This window comes from Bradyrhizobium sp. UFLA05-108 (assembly GCF_059803455.1).
This window is the reverse complement of record NZ_JBANAZ010000052.1, coordinates 52,476-69,461: the sequence shown is the minus strand read 5'-3', so window position 1 is coordinate 69,461 and position 16,986 is coordinate 52,476. Positions and strand designations below refer to the sequence as shown.

Annotated in this window: 18 protein-coding genes, 1 tRNA gene and 1 pseudogene; 10 read left to right on the top strand and 10 right to left on the bottom strand. The window is 63.4% G+C overall.

The genetic code is table 11. The annotated features are described in order from the left end of the window. The first annotated feature begins 140 nt into the window (after window positions 1-140). The 4 genes and pseudogenes from SO140_RS31475 (at window position 141) to SO140_RS31460 (ending at window position 2,712) form a co-directional block, all read left to right on the top strand. Window positions 141-1,012: pseudogene (locus SO140_RS31475) on the top strand (sulfurtransferase). A gap of 40 nt (window positions 1,013-1,052) precedes the next feature. Continuing rightward, a complete protein-coding gene (locus SO140_RS31470; RefSeq protein WP_498541434.1) occupies window positions 1,053-1,775 on the top strand; it encodes an RNA polymerase sigma factor in 723 nt (240 codons plus the stop codon). An 88-nt stretch (window positions 1,776-1,863) separates the two neighbouring features. Then, window positions 1,864-2,385, top strand: coding sequence for a DUF4142 domain-containing protein (locus SO140_RS31465; protein ID WP_498541433.1), 522 nt, complete (start codon window positions 1,864-1,866; stop codon window positions 2,383-2,385). A gap of 9 nt (window positions 2,386-2,394) precedes the next feature. Continuing rightward, on the top strand, window positions 2,395-2,712 hold the full coding sequence (locus SO140_RS31460; protein ID WP_498541432.1) for a cupredoxin domain-containing protein: 318 nt from the start codon (window positions 2,395-2,397) through the stop codon (window positions 2,710-2,712). A gap of 162 nt (window positions 2,713-2,874) precedes the next feature. Here the strand turns inward: SO140_RS31460 and SO140_RS31455 are convergent, their stop codons facing one another. The 4 genes from SO140_RS31455 to SO140_RS31440 all read right to left on the bottom strand — a co-directional run bounded on the left by SO140_RS31455 (window position 2,875) and on the right by SO140_RS31440 (window position 4,740). Continuing rightward, the gene (locus SO140_RS31455; protein WP_449378767.1) at window positions 2,875-3,141 is read right to left on the bottom strand and encodes a hypothetical protein; all 267 of its coding nucleotides are present in this window, start codon (window positions 3,139-3,141) and stop codon (window positions 2,875-2,877) included. Window positions 3,142-3,374: 233 nt separating this feature from the next. Beyond that, window positions 3,375-3,752: a TIGR02301 family protein gene (locus SO140_RS31450; RefSeq protein ID WP_449378766.1), complete on the bottom strand. Its 378-nt coding sequence runs from the start codon at window positions 3,750-3,752 to the stop codon at window positions 3,375-3,377. A 54-nt stretch (window positions 3,753-3,806) separates the two neighbouring features. After that, on the bottom strand, window positions 3,807-4,202 hold the full coding sequence (locus SO140_RS31445; RefSeq protein WP_449378765.1) for an NUDIX hydrolase: 396 nt from the start codon (window positions 4,200-4,202) through the stop codon (window positions 3,807-3,809). A gap of 37 nt (window positions 4,203-4,239) precedes the next feature. Further along, window positions 4,240-4,740, bottom strand: a complete 501-nt coding sequence (locus SO140_RS31440; protein ID WP_449378764.1) for a hypothetical protein — start codon at window positions 4,738-4,740, stop codon at window positions 4,240-4,242. A gap of 63 nt (window positions 4,741-4,803) precedes the next feature. Here SO140_RS31440 and SO140_RS31435 point away from each other — a divergent pair, with 63 nt between their 5' ends. Further along, window positions 4,804-5,559: an SOS response-associated peptidase gene (locus SO140_RS31435; protein WP_498543551.1), complete on the top strand. Its 756-nt coding sequence runs from the start codon at window positions 4,804-4,806 to the stop codon at window positions 5,557-5,559. A gap of 116 nt (window positions 5,560-5,675) precedes the next feature. On the opposite strand, the gene SO140_RS31430 is transcribed toward SO140_RS31435, so the two are convergent. From SO140_RS31430 to SO140_RS31405, 6 genes are all read right to left on the bottom strand, one after another. Then, on the bottom strand, window positions 5,676-6,869 hold the full coding sequence (locus SO140_RS31430; protein WP_498541430.1) for a CaiB/BaiF CoA transferase family protein: 1,194 nt from the start codon (window positions 6,867-6,869) through the stop codon (window positions 5,676-5,678). A gap of 14 nt (window positions 6,870-6,883) precedes the next feature. Beyond that, window positions 6,884-7,813, bottom strand: coding sequence for a glycine reductase (locus SO140_RS31425; protein ID WP_449378761.1), 930 nt, complete (start codon window positions 7,811-7,813; stop codon window positions 6,884-6,886). Window positions 7,814-7,982: 169 nt separating this feature from the next. Beyond that, on the bottom strand, window positions 7,983-8,564 hold the full coding sequence (locus SO140_RS31420; RefSeq protein WP_449378760.1) for an NUDIX domain-containing protein: 582 nt from the start codon (window positions 8,562-8,564) through the stop codon (window positions 7,983-7,985). Between the two features lie 7 nt (window positions 8,565-8,571). Then, the gene (locus SO140_RS31415; protein ID WP_449378780.1) at window positions 8,572-9,021 is read right to left on the bottom strand and encodes a GNAT family acetyltransferase; all 450 of its coding nucleotides are present in this window, start codon (window positions 9,019-9,021) and stop codon (window positions 8,572-8,574) included. Between the two features lie 2 nt (window positions 9,022-9,023). Further along, window positions 9,024-10,451, bottom strand: a complete 1,428-nt coding sequence (locus tag SO140_RS31410) for an FAD-binding oxidoreductase (RefSeq protein ID WP_498543552.1) — start codon at window positions 10,449-10,451, stop codon at window positions 9,024-9,026. A gap of 103 nt (window positions 10,452-10,554) precedes the next feature. Beyond that, window positions 10,555-11,544, bottom strand: coding sequence for an L-threonylcarbamoyladenylate synthase (locus SO140_RS31405; protein ID WP_498541429.1), 990 nt, complete (start codon window positions 11,542-11,544; stop codon window positions 10,555-10,557). Window positions 11,545-11,612: 68 nt separating this feature from the next. Between SO140_RS31405 and SO140_RS31400 the strand changes: the two genes are divergently transcribed. The 5 genes from SO140_RS31400 (at window position 11,613) to SO140_RS31380 (ending at window position 16,949) form a co-directional block, all read left to right on the top strand. After that, window positions 11,613-11,689: transfer RNA gene (locus SO140_RS31400), tRNA-Pro, on the top strand. Window positions 11,690-12,162: 473 nt separating this feature from the next. Continuing rightward, window positions 12,163-13,503, top strand: coding sequence for an MFS transporter (locus SO140_RS31395; protein ID WP_498539784.1), 1,341 nt, complete (start codon window positions 12,163-12,165; stop codon window positions 13,501-13,503). A gap of 29 nt (window positions 13,504-13,532) precedes the next feature. After that, window positions 13,533-14,444, top strand: coding sequence for a DUF1932 domain-containing protein (locus tag SO140_RS31390; protein WP_498539785.1), 912 nt, complete (start codon window positions 13,533-13,535; stop codon window positions 14,442-14,444). 65 nt (window positions 14,445-14,509) lie between these two features. Then, a complete protein-coding gene (locus tag SO140_RS31385; protein WP_498543550.1) occupies window positions 14,510-15,832 on the top strand; it encodes an MFS transporter in 1,323 nt (440 codons plus the stop codon). A gap of 199 nt (window positions 15,833-16,031) precedes the next feature. Next, window positions 16,032-16,949: an MBL fold metallo-hydrolase gene (locus SO140_RS31380; RefSeq protein WP_449378755.1), complete on the top strand. Its 918-nt coding sequence runs from the start codon at window positions 16,032-16,034 to the stop codon at window positions 16,947-16,949. The last annotated feature ends 37 nt before the right edge of the window (window positions 16,950-16,986 follow it).

Genomic DNA, 16,986 nt, shown 5'->3' with positions numbered 1-16,986 from the left:
GATCACGGCGTTCGAGGGGTGTCCACACCCTCACCGCCGCTTACCCCAGTCGCCGCTTACCCCATAGCATCTGGATCACCCGCTTTCGCGGGCAATGACAGTGTTACGCGATGCACAAGCCGAACTTGGGAGAGCACTCGATGACCCAGCCGACATCCCTCGTCACCACCGGGCAGCTCGCCGCCATGCTCGGCCAGCCCGACCTGCGCATCTACGATTGCACGACTTACAACGAGCCGGTGCCGCAGGGCAGCGACGTGCCGTACATCGCCGTGCCCGGCGACAAGACGTTCGAGGCCGGCCACATTCCTGGCGCCGATTTTCTCGATCTGCAAGGCGAGTTCTCCGACACCTCCGCACGTCCGCTTTTCATGATGCCGGCGACCGTGCAGCTCGAGGCCGCCTTCGGCCGCCACGGCCTCGATGCCTCCAAGACTGTCGTGCTCTACAGCATCGGCACCATGATGCGGGCGACGCGATTCTGGTGGATGTTGCGCTCGCTCGGCGTCGATGCACAGGTGCTCGACGGCGGTTTCGACAAATGGAAGGCCGAGGGGCGGCCAGTCGAGATGGGTGCGCCGAAGGGATATCCGGCCGCAACCTTCAAGGCCGCGCCGCGTGCCGGTTTCTTCGTTGACAAATCCACGGTGATGGCAGCGATCGGCAATCCCGCGACCGTCATCGTCAATGCGCTCGGCCCGCAATTTCATCGCGGTCTCGAGCCGAGCCGCTATGGAAGGCCGGTCGCGTTCCCGGCAGCGTCAACGTCCCGGCGGCGACGCTGGTCGACCCTGCCGACAAGACGCTGACCACGCTTGCCGATGCCGAAACGAAATTCGCTGCGCAAGGCGTCACGCGCGACAAGAACATCATCTGCTATTGCGGCGGCGGCATCTCGGCGACGATCGATCTCTTCCTGCTGGTGCAGCTCGGTTACGACAAGCTCACGCTCTATGACGGTTCCATGGGCGAATGGGCCAGGGATCCCGCGCTGCCAATCGAGACGGGCTGAGGGTAGATTGGTGGGAACCTTTTGGGCGGGCCTGCATCCAATGTCCGGAAAAGCTGGAGACGAGCCCGTGACCGCCATCCATCGCACTGCAATATCGGAAGCCACAGGTCTGGCCGATGCCGAACTGGTCGAGCGCGCCCGAGTCCGCGACGAAGCCGCGCTGCGCGCGATCATGCAGGCCAATAACCGCAGGCTCTACCGGCTCGCCCGCGGCATCTTGCGCAACGACAGCGAGGCCGAGGACGTGGTGCAGGAGACCTATGTTCGGGCGTTCACGCACCTCGACGGCTTTCGCGGTGAATCCGGCCTGTCGACCTGGCTGTCGCGCATTGCCATCAACGAGGCGCTTGGCCGGGTGAGAAGCCGGAAGGTGCATGTCGAGATCAGTGCGCTACCGGAGGCAACACTCGAAGCCCAGATCATCCAGTTTCCCGTGTCCTCCGCCGCAGGCGATCCGGAAAAATCCATGGCCCAACGTGAAATCCAGCGTGTCGTCGAGCACGCGGTCGATGAGCTGCCCGATGTGTTCCGCATGGTCTTCATCGCGCGCGTGATGGAGGGCATGACCATCGAGGAGACCGCGCAGCTGCTCGGCGTCAAGTCTGAGACGGTGAAGACGCGGCTGCATCGCGCCCGCGCGATGCTGCGGGAAAATGTCGAGAAGAAGATCGGGCCGGTGGTGATGGATGCGTTCCCGTTCGCCGGCCAGCGCTGCGAGCGTCTGACCGAAGCCGTACTGAAGCGGCTCGGCGTCGGCGTGTAATTTTCTTGGGAACGTCCGCGGCGGTTCTCCATCCAATGCCTGTGAGGTCACATGCCGGGGGCAACCGGCACCACAGGAGTGTCAAGTCATGTTCATCCGATGCAGCGCGGCGATCGTCACGATCGCTTTTTTGATCAGCCCTGCGCTGGCGCAAGGCGCAAAGCCCACTGATCCGCAGATCGCCCATATCGCCTACACCGCCGGCGTGATCGACATCAACGCCGCCAAGCAGGCGCTGAAGAAGGCCAAGAACAAGGACGTAAAGGCATTCGCGCAGGACATGGTGCGCGATCATGAGGCGGTGAACAAGCAGGCACTCGCGCTGGTGAAGAAGCTGAAGGTAACACCCGAAGACAACGACACCAGCCGTACGCTCACGAAACAGGCGAACGACAAGCTCGCCGAGCTTTCGAAGCTCAAAGGTGCGGACTTCGACAAGGCCTATGTCGACAACGAGGTCGCCTACCACAAGTCAGTCAACAGCGCCCTGGAGACCCAGCTCATTCCCTCCGCGGACAATGCGGAGCTGAAGGGCCTCTTGCAGACGGGTTTGAGGATTTTCCAGGGCCATGAGCAGCATGCCGAGCATGTCGCGACCGAGCTCAAATAGGGGCGGGAGATGCTGCCGGGACGGCTGTTGGCAATGACCGCAATGGTGCTCGCGTCGATGATCGTCCCGGCGCGTGCCGCGACCGTACAGATCTCGATGGAGAATCTCGAGATCTCGCCGGCCGAGGTCTCGGCGAAGGTCGGTGACACCGCCGAGTGGGTCAACAAGGACGTCCTCGCCCACACTGCGACGGCGAGGAATGGCGATTTCGACGTGAACCTGCCGGCGAAGAAGTCGGCGACGTTCGTGCTGAAGAAGGCGGGGATGGTGGAGTACTATTGCCGCTACCATCCCAACATGAAAGCGACGCTCAGAGTGGAGCAGTGACATTTCCCCCGCGATATCAGGAAAAACTCCCGGCGCATTACGGACTATTGCTTATCTCGTGACGCGCGCATTCGTGCGATCATGAGCGCAGCCATCGCGACCTTTCGTGAGGTCATTCATCCGCAGACTTCACCCCGCCTCTTCTGGCGGGGTGATTTTTAGCTACTGCTTGGCGAGTGCGATCGAGAATTCGCCATTGCGGATGCGGGCGGGAAAACCCTCGACGAATTTTGCCACCGCATCCTCGCCATAGGTGCCGACGAGCTCAGCCAGCGCTGCGAACAGGCTCGCCTGCGCGAGACAATCGCCGTCGACGCCGTCATGGCGCGCTTCCGCCCAGGCCTCGTTGAGATAGCTGAGCGCAGCCTGCTTCTGCTCATGATCGGGCAGCGGCGCGCGGGCGGAGGCGAAGGACACTGGAATGCTCATGACACTCGGAAACGGGCTGGAGGCGCGATCCCCATCGATGCGCTGCGTGAGAGGTGTAGCACGCAGATTAACTCCGCCTAGGCCACATCTTTAGGAAAGGTTAACGGAGGTGAACAATGTGGATGAGTTGTTCCGGCGACACATCCGGTAATGCAAAATCCTCATGGGAGGAGGCGCGCGCCTGCTACGCAGGCTCCTCAGGATCAGGGTTGGCAGTTGAAGGCGATGGCAATTCAGTTGGCGTAACGCGCCGTGAGGTCGCGCGAGATTTTCGAGCCTTCCTCGATGTAGCGGCGGATCGCTACCGTCGCGGCCGGCGTACAGCTCCGGTAGGTCTGTTGAAAACCGTTATAGCCACGGTTGAAGCCCGCGATCATGCGGGTGCGGCGCTCGCCGGAGGGGGTTTCGGCGTCGATCAGCGCCTGCATCTCGTTGCGCCATTTGTTGCCTTCATTGGCCCCGCAGATGCCGCGCAGGTAGTGCAGACCGCCGAGGATTTCCGCGAGCCGCTGCAAATCGCCGTCGAACGGCGCAGCCGCGTCCTGAGCCCGGGCGGGCAGGACGGCGCAGGCAAGAAACAGGGCCAAAACGGCCGGAAATCGCTTGGACATCGGGGGCGTGTATGCCCCTTAAGGTCGGCAGACGCAAGGCAGCCACTCTTGCCGTCAGGCCCCGATCAGGCGCTTTGCGGCATGGATGACTTCGTCCAGTCCACCGGTGAGCTTGAGGTCGCCGAGGCTGCCCAGCGCGTCGGGAGCAAGCCAGCGGAAATCGTCCAGCTCCTCATTCAGAACCGGCTCCCTGGCCGTCCAGCGCGCCGCAAAGGACATGATGAGGTAGTGGCCGGCACCGGCCGTGGACGGCAGCACCTCGCGCCAGCCGGCCAGACCGACGATGTCGATCGCCAGCCCGGTTTCCTCGTCGACCTCGCGAATCAGCGCCTGATGCAGCGATTCGCCGAATTCGACCCGGCCGCCCGGCAGCGAATAGAAGCCCTCGGCCGGCGAGCGGGCGCGGCGAACCAGCAGCACCTCGCCGTCGCGGAATATCGCGGCGCTCACTGCGAGCTGGGGATGGCTCGGCTGCACGGTGTCGGCCTCAGTTCGACATGATGGTATCGACGTCGGCTTCCGCGCCGCCGTTGATGATGCCGCCGCAGGCCGCGATGAGCGGCTTGACCCAGAGAGTGGCCTGCTCGGCAAGCTTGACGCGCGTGGCATCCTTCTCCACCTCGCGCATGGCCGAGCCGACCGCGGTCAGGATCGAGGTCATGGTGTCGGTGATGTGATCGAACTGGGCGCGCACGTTGGGAGCGGCCTTCTCATAGGCCTCGATCGCAAGATCGCGCGCCTTGAAATTCGAGGCCGTGAAATGCTCGGCATAGGACAGCGGCGTCCAGGTCAAGAAGTCTTCGGCGCATTCCGGCATGTCCGGGACCATTTCGAGCAGCATGACGGCTTCATTGAAATGGTTCAGATAGTCGGTGGCAAGCCCCGTCCGCGGGTTGATATTGGCCACGCGCAGCCGCTCAGCCCAGGCTGCCGCCTCGGGGCCCGTCACTACATGCGTCCGCGCGGGTTCGGCGACCATTGAGCTCATCGGCCGCAGTGTTGACGTTGGGGGTTAAAAGGTGCTGAACGGACCCCATATAGGTCCTCAAGGATGTGCGGACGCTTTGTCATAACCTCGGCCCCGGCGGCTTTGCGGCAACTCTTTGGCTATCTCGAGCAGCCGAATATGCCGCCGCGGTACAACGTCGCCCCGACGCAGCCGATTCCGGTGGTGCTGGTCGACAAGGGTGCGCGCCGTTTCCAGCTCATGCGCTGGGGATTGCTGCCGACCTGGGTGAAGGATCCCCGTGGTTTTACGTTGCTGATCAACGCGCGCTCGGAGACGGTCCTGGAAAAGCCCGCCTTCAAGAACGCGATTCGCAGGCGACGTGGCCTGATCCCGGCCGACGGTTACTACGAGTGGAAAGCGGTGGACGGCCGCAAGCAGCCCTATTTCATCCACCGCGCCGACGGACAGCCGCTCGGTTTTGCCGCGGTGTTCGAGACATGGGTCGGGCCGAACGGCGAGGAGCTCGACACGGTCGCGATCGTCACGGCGGCGGCGAGCGAGGATCTCGCCGCGCTGCATGACCGCGTGCCGGTGACGATTTCGCCGCAGGATTTCGAACGCTGGCTCGACTGTCGCGGCGACGAGATCGATGCGATCCTGCCGCTGATGGCCGCCCCGCGCATTGGCGAATTCACCTGGCACCCGGTCTCCACACGCGTCAACCGCGTTGCCAATGACGACGACCAGTTGCTGTTGCCGATCAGCGCCGACGAGATGGAGACGGAAGCGCCGAAGAAGAAGGTGGCGCGAAAAGCAGCCGCAGCGCCAGCCGATGACGGGCAGGGCTCATTGTTCTGATTGCAGGTGTCGTAGGGTGGGCAAAGGCGCGACGCGCCGTGCCCACCATCTCTCCGGTTACTCGATGCGCAATGGTGGGCATGCTTCGCTTTGCCCACGCTATGGCATCGGCACTCTCACACAATCTCCCGTGCCCTTAACTCCGCGATCTCCGCTGCGTCAAAACCCAGCTCTTCCAGCACTGCATCCGTATCCGCGCCCAGCTCCGGCGCCATGCGGTCGAGCTTGCCGCCACCATGCGCGAGCTTGAATCCGCTGCCAGCGAAGCGCAGGCGGCCGTAGGGCGTGTTGAGCTCCTGAATGGCGCCGCGTGCCACAATCTGCGGATGGTCGATGATCTCCTCGATTGTCCAGATGCTGGCGCAGGGCGCGCCGGCGTCCTCCAAGATCGTCTCCCATTCGCGCGGGCTCTTCGTCGCCAGCGCCTCCTCGATGATCGCGCGCAGCGCAGGCTCATTCTCGTTGCGGGAGAACCAGTCGGCGAAGCGTGGATCGCTCAGCGTGTCCGCGCGGTCGAGCGCCGTCATCAATGCGCGATACTGCTTCTCGTTGTTGACCGCGAGCAGGATGTAGCCGTCGCCGCAGCTGAACAGGTTCGCGGTGGTCTTGCGGCTGACCGCCTGGTTGCCCGAGAGCTGCTGACGATGGCCGGCGACCGACCAGTCCGCAATCTGACCCGACAGGAACGCCAGCGTCGCCTCCAGCATGGAGACGTCGACGAGCTGCCCCTTGGCCGTCCGGTCGCGCTGATACAGCGCGCTGGAGACGGCGAACGCCGCGGTCGCACCCGAGAGCACATCGCACACCGCAAAGCCCGCGCGCGTCGGCCCGGTCTCGGGATGGCCGGTGATTGCCATGATGCCAGAGAGCGCCTGCATCTTGCCGTCATAGCCGGGGCGCAGCCGATCGGGGCCGGTCTGGCCGAAGCCGGACACGGCGCAATAGATCAGCTTTGGATTGATCGCGGACAGCGCCTCATAGCCGATGCCGAGCTTGTCCATCACGCCCGGGCGAAAGTTCTCCATGACGACATCGACCCGCGCGGCGAGCTTCCTCACGATTGCGATCGCGTCCGGCTTTTGCAGATCGAGCGTCAGGCTGCGCTTGTTGCCGTTGATGGCCTGGAATGCCGGCGCGAGCCCGCGTTCGGCCCATTCGCGGCTGAGCGGCGTGCGGCGCATGTCCTCGCCCTCGCGCCGCTCGACCTTGATGACGTCGGCGCCCAGCAGCGCGAGCTGGTAGCTCGCATAGGGGCCGGCCAGAACTTGTGTGAAATCGAGGATCTTGACGCCTTCGAAGGGCCTCGTCACGGCTGAGTCTCCCGTCAGGCCGCGCGGTTGCCGCGCGCGATCTCCTTCTGCTTGTCGAACTCGGCGCGCCGCCGCGCAAGCTCTTCGGGCGAGAGCTGCGCGACGTTATTGTAGTCGAGCTTCCAGGAAGCATCCTCGCTCCAGCGCAGCGGCGATTGCATCGTGGTGCGCGGGCCGCTGGCGGACTCGAGGAGCTTCAATGCGAGTTCCAGGGTTTGCGCCTGCGAGGCAACGTCATGCGGCTTGCCCGCGGAATTGCCGAGCGGGAAGTCGGAGAACAAGAAGCGTGGCACCGCGGCGTGCTCGACGATGTCCTTGGCGCAGCCCATGATCACGGTTGGAATGCCGCCCGCCTCCAGATGCCGCGCGACCAGCGCGGTGGTCTGGTGGCAGACCGGGCAGTTCGGTACCAGGACTGCGACATCGACCTTGTCGGCGAGGCAGCGCGCCAGAATCTCCGGCGCGTCGGTGTCGAGGGTGACGCGATGGCTGCGATTGGTCGGCGCACCGAAGAAGCGCTGGCTCACCTCGCCGATGCGCCCCGCGGCAGAGGCCTTCAGGAGCTGCGGCAGCGGAAACCAGGTGCCGCTGTCGGTCGCGCTCGTGTGCTTGCGGTCATAGCCGATGTGCGAGATGCGCAAATCGTGCGGTTGCGTGGTGTCGCCATCGTAGACCTCAAAGAACTTTGCGCCACCATTGTACGCCGCGCCCGGTCCCTGGTCGCCCTTGGTCGGATCATAAGGCGCGGCCGTCGTGATGATCGTCACGCGCGATTGCGCCAGCGGTTTCTTCAGCGGCTGGAACGGTGCGTCGACATAGTGCGCCCAGCGATACGGCGTGGTGTAGCCGATCGCCGCGTAGTAGTCGCGGGTCCGCTGCATATAGGGGACGGGAGCGTCGTAATCGGGCGCGAAGCCGAATTCATCGTCGCGCGGAGTTGACATTGGCCGCGTCTCCTCTCGTTCTCATTGCGGACAGAGTAAAGATAGTCGGCGATTTGCTCAACAGCGACCGTGTCTCCGCAGGTCAGATTTGCAATTGAAGATGGCGCCGCGCTGGCGATGCTTCCCCCTCTCCCCTTGTGGGAGAGGGACATCGCGCGCGTCGACTTAGCTACCTGAAAACATGCAGCGCCGCATATTGCAGCAGCATGATCGTCTTCGCGTCCACGATGCGGCCGTCGGCGATCATCGCAAGCGCTTCGTCGATCGAAAGTTCCAGCACCTCGATCTCCTCGCCTTCGTCGGCAAGGCCACCGCCGTCACTGATCCGCATCTCCGGCTCGTATTCGGCAACGAAGAAGTGCAGCTTCTCCGTGACCGCCCCGGGGGTCATGAAGGCCTCGAACACCTTGTGGACGTCATGCAGGCGATAGCCGATCTCTTCCTCGGCCTCGCTGCGGATGCGCGCTTCGGGATCCGCATCGTCGAGCATGCCGGCGGCGGCTTCGATCAGCAGGTCGTCATAGCCGTTGACGAAGGCAGGATAGCGGAACTGCCGCACCAGCACGACGGTGCGCTGCTTGCGGTTATAGGGCAACAGCGCCGCACCGTTGCCGCGGTCATAGACCTCGCGCACCTGCGTCTGCCATTCCCCATCGTTGCGACGCCACTCGAAGGTCGTCGCCTTCAGAATGTATTTCTTGTCCGAGAGCAGGCGAACGTCTTTGATACGGACGCGGTCGGAAACGGACATGCAGGCCTCAAGGAGTAGGGGCGCGGCCGTCGAGCCATTTGGCGAACATCACCGACGTGGACTCCTCGAAGCCGAGGGAAGTGTAGAACGCGCCGGCCTGCGTGTTCTCGCGGCGGACCAGGAGCTGAAGTTTTGCGATGCCGGCCTGTCGCAGCCAGTCCTCGGCAGCAGCCATGATGATGCTGCCATAGCCTCGCTTGCGGCAATCGGGATCGACCGCGACGTAATAGATCCAGCCGCGATGGCCGTCATGGCCGACCATCGCGCTGGCCACGATCGCATCGCCGCACCGCCCGATCAGCACGGTCGAATTCGCCTCGCGGCGCGCCAGCGCGACATCGGCATGCGGATCGTTCCAGGGCCGTGTCAGACCGCAGCGCTGCCACAGCGCAACGACGCTTTCGACATCGGCATCCGCGATTTGATCGATCGCGAGCGGAAGAGGGGAGACAGGCAGGTTCACAGCACTTTACCGGGGTTCATGATCTGGAGGGGGTCGAGCATCGCCTTGACCTGTCGCATGAGCTCGATGGCGGTCTTGTCCTTTACGTCGGGCAGTTCGTCGCGCTTGAGCACGCCGATGCCATGCTCGGCCGAGATCGAGCCGCCCATGCGCAACACGATCTCGAACACCACCGTGTTGACGTCGTGCCAGCGGGCAAGGAAGTCGGCGGCATTGGCCCCGACCGGCTGGCTGACATTGTAATGCAGATTGCCGTCGCCGAGATGGCCGAACGGCACCGGTCGCGCGCCAGGGATCAGCTTGACGACCGCAGCATCGGCCTTCGCGATGAAGGCGGGCACCGCTGCGACGGGCACGGAGATGTCGTGCTTGATCGAGCCACCCTCCGGCTTCTGCGCCGCCGACATCTCATCGCGCAGCTTCCAGAAGCCGGCGCGCTGAGTCAGGTTGGCGGCGATCACGGCGTCGTCGACAATCTCCGCCTCCATCGCTCGGGTGAGGATCGATTCCAGCGTCGCGCGCGCATCGTCGCGTGGCGAGGACACCTCCATCAGCACGTACCAGAGATGCTTTTGCTCGAGCGGATCGCGCACGTCGATGCCGTGGCGGATCGAGAAATCGACCGCCATTTCCGCCAACAGCTCAAAGCTCGTCAGCGCGTTCGAGGCTTCGCCCTGCGCGATGGTCAACAGCTTCAACGCCTCTGCCGGTGACTTCAGCCCTACGAACGCAGTCTCGATCGCCCGCGGTTTCGGAAACAGTTTTAGCGTCGCCGCGGTGATGATGCCGAGCGTGCCCTCGGCGCCGATGAAGAGGTTATGCAGGTTATACCCGGTGTTGTCCTTCTTCAGCTTCGACAGCGCGTTGAGCACGCGCCCGTCGGCCAGCACGACTTCGAGCCCCAGCGCCATCTCACGCGCGACGCCATAGGCGAGCGCGGTGGTGCCGCCGGCATTGGTCGAGAGATTGCCGCCGATGGTGCAGCTTCCCTCCGCGCCCAGCGAGAGCGGGAACAGTCGGTCGACCTCGGCTGCCTTCTGCTGCGCGATTTGCAGCACCACGCCGGCCTCGCAGGTCATGGTGTTCGAGGCGGTGTCGATCTCGCGGATCTTGTCCAGCCGGCGCAGCGACACCACCACCTCGCCATTGTGTGGCGTCTGGCCGCCGACGAGCCCGGTGTTGCCGCCCTGCGGCACCAGCGCGATTTTGTATTCGGAGGCGAGCTTACAGATCGCGGAGACTTCTGCAGTCGTCGCGGGCCTCAGCACGAGCGGCGAGCGGCCGTGGAATAGGTTGCGCTCCTCGGTGAGGTAAGGCTCGATGTCGGCAGGATCGGTCACGGCATATTTGGCGCCGACGATCTTGCGAAATTTCTCGATCAGCTCGGGAGCAAGCGGGGGGATGGCAGGTGTCGTGACGTTCATCTCTTCTTCTTTCTTCACCGCAATCTATTCTATTGCGCATGATCCTATCGGAAAACCGCTACACACTTTGCGCTAACGCGGCCGTCCGGGTCCGGATCATGCGCTACCGCGCCACTGCTGCGCGCCGAAGCCGGTCGTTGATCGCTTCGCCGAGTCCTTCCTCGGGGATCGGCATAACAGCGATCCCGCCCGGACTCTTCGCATCCAGGGCGCGAAGATAGCCGAACAAGTTGGCGGCGGCCTCATCGAGATCACCGCTCGCTGACAAATTCATGACGCCGGCGGCGTGTTCGATGCCTGGCAGCACGGCCGGTCCGAAGGCGAGTAGAGCCTCGTCGGGCGCGACATCATGCGCATTGAGCCGCACGGTGGCGCGCGGCGCGTAGTGCGAGGCCAGCATGCCCGGCGCGAGGGGCTGGCTGTCGTCGCTCTCGACATCCTGCGGCGGCCGCGCCAGCGGCACACCCAGCACGGCCTCGATTTTCTCGCGCGACAATCCGCCGGGGCGAAGCAGCATCGGCGCCTCGAAGCAGCCGAGAATCGTCGATTCGACCCCGACCTCGACCGGCCCGCCGTCGACGATCAGGTCGATCCGCTCCGCAAGATCGCTCTCGACATGCGCAGCCAGCGTCGGCGAGACATGGCCTGAGATGTTCGCCGACGGCGCCACCACCGCCCCGCCGAAGGCGCGCAGGATCGCTTGCGCCACGGGATGGGCGGGGATGCGGATCGCGACCGTGTCGAGACCCGCGGTCGCAAGATCGGCGACGGGGCAATCGTCGGTCTTCGGGACCACCAGGGTCAGCGGCCCGGGCCAGAAAGCTTCTGCGAGCCGGATGGCGCACGAATCGAACCGTCCGATGCGCTGCGCCGCCGCGAGGTCGGCGACATGAGCGATCAGCGGATTGAAGGCGGGGCGACCCTTGGCGGCGTAGAGATGGGCGATCGCCGTCGCATTGGCGGCATCCGCACCGAGCCCGTAGACTGTCTCGGTCGGGAACGCGACCAGTCCGCCTGCCGCAAGCGCCCGCGCGGCGGCATCAGTGGCGGCCGGTCCGGCCGGTAGAATCTGGGTGGTCAGGCCCGTTTTCACTGGGACAAAAATCCTCAAATCGGCGGCTTGCGGTGTGCCAAACCCGACGCTATAAGCCGCCTTCTTGTCGGAGTGTGGCTCAGCCCGGTAGAGCACTGCGTTCGGGACGCAGGGGTCGCAGGTTCGAATCCTGCCACTCCGACCAGAAATCATTAGAGTTTTTCTTCTGATTTTGGTCCTCGGTCAAGCTGGCCACCGTTTTCGGCCACCGCAACATACCGGCCCTTTTTGCTGATCGCGGATTCCGCTCCCTGCAGGTAATCGGGGTGATGCTGGTGATAGGTCCCCTGTAGGATCTCCGGGGACATCCCCAGGAACCGGGCGGCCGGCCAGATTGGCACGCCACGCTGCATTGGCTGAGCGTCGGGCCCACGACAACATCATCGGGCCCTGCAATTCTTTCCAGTCCCATGTCTCTTTCAAGTCCCATGTGGCGCGGTCAATGCCCGCCGTGAGCCCGGCCATCTGATTGGAACACCAGGTAACCGCGAGGAAGCTAAGCACCACTCCGGCAAATTACAAAATGAAACGACGTTCTAAAATTTATTGCAACGCCGTTCTATTTTTGTTATCGGGACGTCATGGCCGGGGAACAACGGTCGATCTGGAGGAAACTCAATGGCAGGTGTCACCGCCGTTTCAGCCGGCACCAATCTTACGCCCGAGCAGGAGAAGATCCTCTCGAAGGTCATCTGGCGGATCGTGCCGTTTCTGCTGCTTTGCTACATCGTCGCCTACCTCGATCGGGTGAACGTCGGGGTCGCCAGCCTGACGATGAACCAGGATCTCGGTATCTCGCCGTCCGAATTCGGCTGGAGCGCAGGCCTTTTCTTCTTCGGTTATTTCCTGGCCGAGGTGCCGAGCAATCTCGCCCTGCAGGCCATCGGCGCGCGCAAATGGATCGCACGGATCTTGATCACCTGGGGTCTGCTCTCGGCCGGCACGGCTTTCGTCGTCGGCCCCGCGAGCTTCGGCTTCATGCGCTTCCTGCTGGGGCTCGGCGAAGCCGGCTTCACGCCGGGTGTGTTTCTGTATTTCACCTACTGGTTTCCGGCGCGCGTCAGGGGCAGGGCGACGGCAGCGTTCCTGCTCGGTATCCCGATTGCGAACATCCTCGGCGCACCGCTTTCGAGTATGCTGCTGACACTCAATGGTCTCGGAGGCCTGCATGGTTGGCAGTGGCTTCTGATCATCGAAGGTCTGCCCGCAACCATCCTCGGCTTTGTCTGCCTGTTCACACTGACGGACAAGCCCGATCAGGCAAAATGGCTGAGCGTCGACGAGCGGGCGTGGCTTATCAAGCTAATTGCCAGCGAGCGCGAGGCGATTGCCACCAAGCATCCATCCAGATTGAGGGATGCTTTCACCAATTGGCGGGTGCTCGCATGCGCGTGCATCAACTTCTGTGCAATCATCGGTTCGGTCGGTCTCGGCTTGTGGATGCCGCAGATCCTGAAAGGATTCGGCTTTAGCGTCGTGACCGTCGGTTTTCTTGCTGCTCTGCCTTATGTTTGCGGTGCTGTGGCCATGATGCTGTGGGCGCGCCTGTCGGATCGCGGCGGCGAGCGGAGCTGGTTCGTCGCATCCGCGCTGGTCGTGGGCGCAGTGGCGCTGATCGTGTGTGGCTATGCTACATCGTCGGCCTTGATCTCCATCATCGCACTCTGCGGCGCCGTCGTCGGGATCATGTGCTACCAGTCGACCTTCTGGCCGATCCCGTCGAGCTTCCTCACCGGCAGCGCTGCCGCGGGTGGACTCGCACTGATCGTCTCGATCGGCAATCTCGGTGGTTTCGTGGGCCCTTATCTCATCGGCGAAATCCGCCAGGCCACCGGCAACTTCTCCTGGGCGCTGATCTCGGTGGCCGGATTCCTCGTCCTCGCCGCCATCCTCATCTGGTTCGTCGGCGTCAGCTTGCGGGATGGCAAGTTCGCCTCTCCCAAGATGGCGCGCGCATGACCTCAAAAAATTCAGCGAAGGAGTACACAATGAGCCAAAAGCAGCAATTTCGCCTCGGCCTGGTCGGCTATGGCGAGATCGGCAGCACGTTGGGCAAAGGGCTGCGCGGCGCCGGCCTGGAGCAGATCTTCTGCTATGACAAATATGCCTTCGACGGGCCTTATGCCGATCTGATCCAGAGCCGCGCGAAAGCGGCCGGCGTCACGCTCGTCAAATCCAACAAGGAACTGGCGGATGCGGCCGAGCTGATCTTCAGTGCGACCCCGGGCTCCTCATCGCTTGCGAGCGCGGATGCGTTCGCGTCCGTGCTCGACCGCCGTCACACCTTCCTCGATTTCGCCTCCGCCACCCCGAAGGTGAAATACGGCGTGGCCGAGCGTCTGGCCAAGACCGGCGCCATCCTCGGTGATGGCTCCATCATGGGGACGCCCAAGAATGGTTATTCGATGCCGATGCTGTCGAGCGGTGCTGCGGCGCCACGCGTCATCGAGCTGCTCGTGCCCTGGGGCATGAGCATCGAATATGTGGGCGAGAAGCTCGGGACCGCCTCCGGAATCAAGATCCTCCGTTCGGTGCTGCTCAAGGGCACCGAGGCGCTGATCGATGAGATGGTTTTGGCCGCACGGTCCTATGGCCTGGACGAGGCGGTGCTGGCTTCTGCCTCCAAGACGTTGACCCGACCGTTCATGGATACGGTTGAGAGCCTGACTCCCTCCGGCGTCATTCATTCTAGGCGGCGATCGGAAGAGATCGAGATGGCCGCAGAGGCGGTGGAAGATGCCGGCGTCGAGCCGCTGATGGCACGCGCAGCGGCGGCGCGGCTCCGTTGGAAGGACAGCCTGGGCCTCAAGGAGCACTTCAAGGGCGTCGTCCCGGAGAACTACAAGATCGCGATCGACGCGATCGTGGCCAAGACGCAGAAGACCAAAGCGGCCAAATAAGGCCGAAGGCCGGATAGGACCAGGATAGGTCCAAGGCAAAATCCAATACGAACAGGGAGGCGGACGTGGCGATTGTTCGGACAGACGCCGGCCGGATCGAGAAGGTGACGATGCGCAGGGTTCTCCTGCGCCTCGTTCCGTTCCTGATGGCTTGCTACTTCTTTGCGTTGCTCGATCGCGTAAACGTCGGCTTCGCTGCGTTGCAGATGAACAAGGATCTTGGTCTTACGCCCGCGATGTTCGGCTTCGCGGCAAGTCTGTTTTTCGTTTCCTATTTCCTCGTCGAGGTGCCCAGCAATCTGGCCCTACAGAGGGTCGGCGCCAGGCGCTGGATCGCCCGGATCATGATTACCTGGGGGTTGGTGACGGCGTGCATGGCTTTCGTCGTCGGGCCATATTCGCTGTACGCCATGCGTTTCATTCTGGGCGCTGCGGAGGCCGGTTTCTTTCCCGGCGCGATCCTCTATCTGACCTACTGGCTTCCCTCGCTGTACCGGGCGCGCATCCTGGCGACCTTCACGGTATCCATTCCGCTCGCGACCTTCCTGGGCTCGCCTTTGTCGGTCGGGTTGCTCGAACTTGACGGTGCGCTCGGCCTGCGCGGATGGCAGTGGCTCTTCATTCTCGAGGGATTGCCGACTGTGATGTTGGGGGTAGCGTGCCTGTTCGTGTTGACCGACAGGCCCGCGCAGGCCTCCTGGCTCACCGCTGAGCAGCGCGACTGGCTGATCGGGCGCATGGAAACGGAAGTGGCCACGCGCAAGCCGGTCGGGCACCTGTCATTGTGGCAACTTGCTACCAACAAATACTTCCTCGTGATGGCCCTGGTGTGCTCCGGTGCGTCCGCGACGGGAAGCGTCTTGTCAGTTTGGCAGCCGCAGCTCCTGAAGTCGTTCGGCCTCTCGACCCTGCAGACGGGGTTCGTCAACGCAATTCCCTACGGAATTGCGACCGTGCTCATGGTGCTGTGGGGACGCCATTCGGACAGGACGGGCGAGCGGCGCTGGCACACGGCTATCCCACTGCTGCTCGCGGCGGGTGACTTCACCGCCTTGGGCCTGACCGGGACTGCGGTCGTGCCTACCATCATCATGGTCACCTGCTGCCTGGTCGGTGCGTATGCCTTCAAGGGTCCGTTCTGGGCGCTCTCGTCGAGCTGGCTTTCGGCGAGCACGCTCGCAGCCGGCCTCGCCGGCATCAACGCGGTTGCGAACCTGATCGGCGGCGGCCTCATGGTGAACGTAGTCGGGCTCGTCAAGGAGCGGACCGGCAGCTTCGTGCTCGGAATGTTGCCGCTCGCGCTGCTTTGCGCTGTGGCGGTGGTTTGCGTCCTCTCGCTGGGGCGCGGCGCCGCGCGCGAGACGGAGATGGCGACAGCGAAGTCATGACGTGACTCTCGGACGGCCCGCGCTGAAGCCCGGTCTGCAACACGTCCTGTTTGAGCCCAGGAAAACCAACAAGTCAGGGAGTACGGCAATGACGCTTTTCCGACAACCCTCTCAGCTTTCGATCGCTGAGGGCAACTCCGATGGTGCAAGCAGGCGAAGTTTCCTGAAATTTGGATGCGCGTGCTGTCTGGCCGCGGCCATGCCGGCTGCTTATGCCGCGACCCCTTCGCCGGACGTTGCACGTCATTTGGCGGCTGCGAAGGAAGCCGCCGGATCCGATCTCGGCTCCTACCTCGTGCTCGGCAACGCCGCGGATCCGGACTACAAGGCGCCTCCAGTGTCGCTCGAACAGCTCATGAAGATCCCGGCGCCTCCGCCGGGAAAGGCCTTTGACAATCTGTACTTCGTCGGCAGCACGTGGGTGAGCTGCTGGGCGATCACCACATCCGACGGTATCATTCTGATCGATGCGATGGACAATGAGGAAGAAGCCGCGCGCATCGTCGAAGGCGGTTTGAAGGCGCTTGGCCTCGATCCAGCGGCGGTCAAGACCATCATCGTCACCCACGGACATGGTGACCACTATGGTGGCGCCAACTACTTCGTGGAGAAATACAAGTCTCGCATCGTCGCAAGCGAGGCCGATTGGTCCATGATGGAGACCAAGCTCGAATTCGACAGTCCACTCTGGGGCAGGCCACCCAAACGGGACATTTCGGTCGTTGACGGACAAAAGATCTCGCTCGGCGATGCGACCATCGACATTCTGATTACGCCGGGCCACACGATGGGGACCATTTCGCCGCTGTTCGACGTCCGGTCGGGCTCGCAGAAGCATCGCGCGCTGTTGTGGGGCGGAACCGGCTTCAACTTCGGAAAGAAGCCAGAACGCATGCAGGCCTACATCGATGCGACGGCACGAGCGCGCGGCCTCGCCAAGGAGCAGGGCGTGGACGTGTTCATCTCAAATCATGAGCATTTCGATGGCGCGCTTGCCAAGCTCGCGGCCCGAACCGCCGATGGCCCCAACCCGTTCGTGCTGGGGGAAGCGACGGTTCAGCGCGCGCTTACCGTCATGAACGAATGTGCTCAGGCAACGCTTGCGTCCTGGAAGTGACGCCTTCCACAACGCGTGCGGACCGGCTCCTCCCTCG

Excerpts from the sequence above, each read along its gene's own strand:
- SO140_RS31420 (WP_449378760.1), bottom strand. The coding sequence starts at position 8,564 with ATGTCCGTTTCCGACCGCGTCCGTATCAAAGACGTTCGCCTGCTCTCG.
- SO140_RS31380 (WP_449378755.1), top strand. The coding sequence starts at position 16,032 with ATGCCGGCTGCTTATGCCGCGACCCCTTCGCCGGACGTTGCACGTCAT.
- SO140_RS31390 (WP_498539785.1), top strand. The coding sequence starts at position 13,533 with ATGAGCCAAAAGCAGCAATTTCGCCTCGGCCTGGTCGGCTATGGCGAG.
- SO140_RS31440 (WP_449378764.1), bottom strand. The coding sequence starts at position 4,740 with ATGAGCTCAATGGTCGCCGAACCCGCGCGGACGCATGTAGTGACGGGC.
- SO140_RS31470 (WP_498541434.1), top strand. The coding sequence starts at position 1,053 with ATGTCCGGAAAAGCTGGAGACGAGCCCGTGACCGCCATCCATCGCACT.
- SO140_RS31410 (WP_498543552.1), bottom strand. The coding sequence starts at position 10,451 with ATGAACGTCACGACACCTGCCATCCCCCCGCTTGCTCCCGAGCTGATC.
- SO140_RS31450 (WP_449378766.1), bottom strand. The coding sequence starts at position 3,752 with ATGTCCAAGCGATTTCCGGCCGTTTTGGCCCTGTTTCTTGCCTGCGCC.
- SO140_RS31465 (WP_498541433.1), top strand. The coding sequence starts at position 1,864 with ATGTTCATCCGATGCAGCGCGGCGATCGTCACGATCGCTTTTTTGATC.
- SO140_RS31395 (WP_498539784.1), top strand. The coding sequence starts at position 12,163 with ATGGCAGGTGTCACCGCCGTTTCAGCCGGCACCAATCTTACGCCCGAG.
- SO140_RS31435 (WP_498543551.1), top strand. The coding sequence starts at position 4,804 with ATGTGCGGACGCTTTGTCATAACCTCGGCCCCGGCGGCTTTGCGGCAA.
- SO140_RS31460 (WP_498541432.1), top strand. The coding sequence starts at position 2,395 with ATGCTGCCGGGACGGCTGTTGGCAATGACCGCAATGGTGCTCGCGTCG.
- SO140_RS31425 (WP_449378761.1), bottom strand. The coding sequence starts at position 7,813 with ATGTCAACTCCGCGCGACGATGAATTCGGCTTCGCGCCCGATTACGAC.
- SO140_RS31455 (WP_449378767.1), bottom strand. The coding sequence starts at position 3,141 with ATGAGCATTCCAGTGTCCTTCGCCTCCGCCCGCGCGCCGCTGCCCGAT.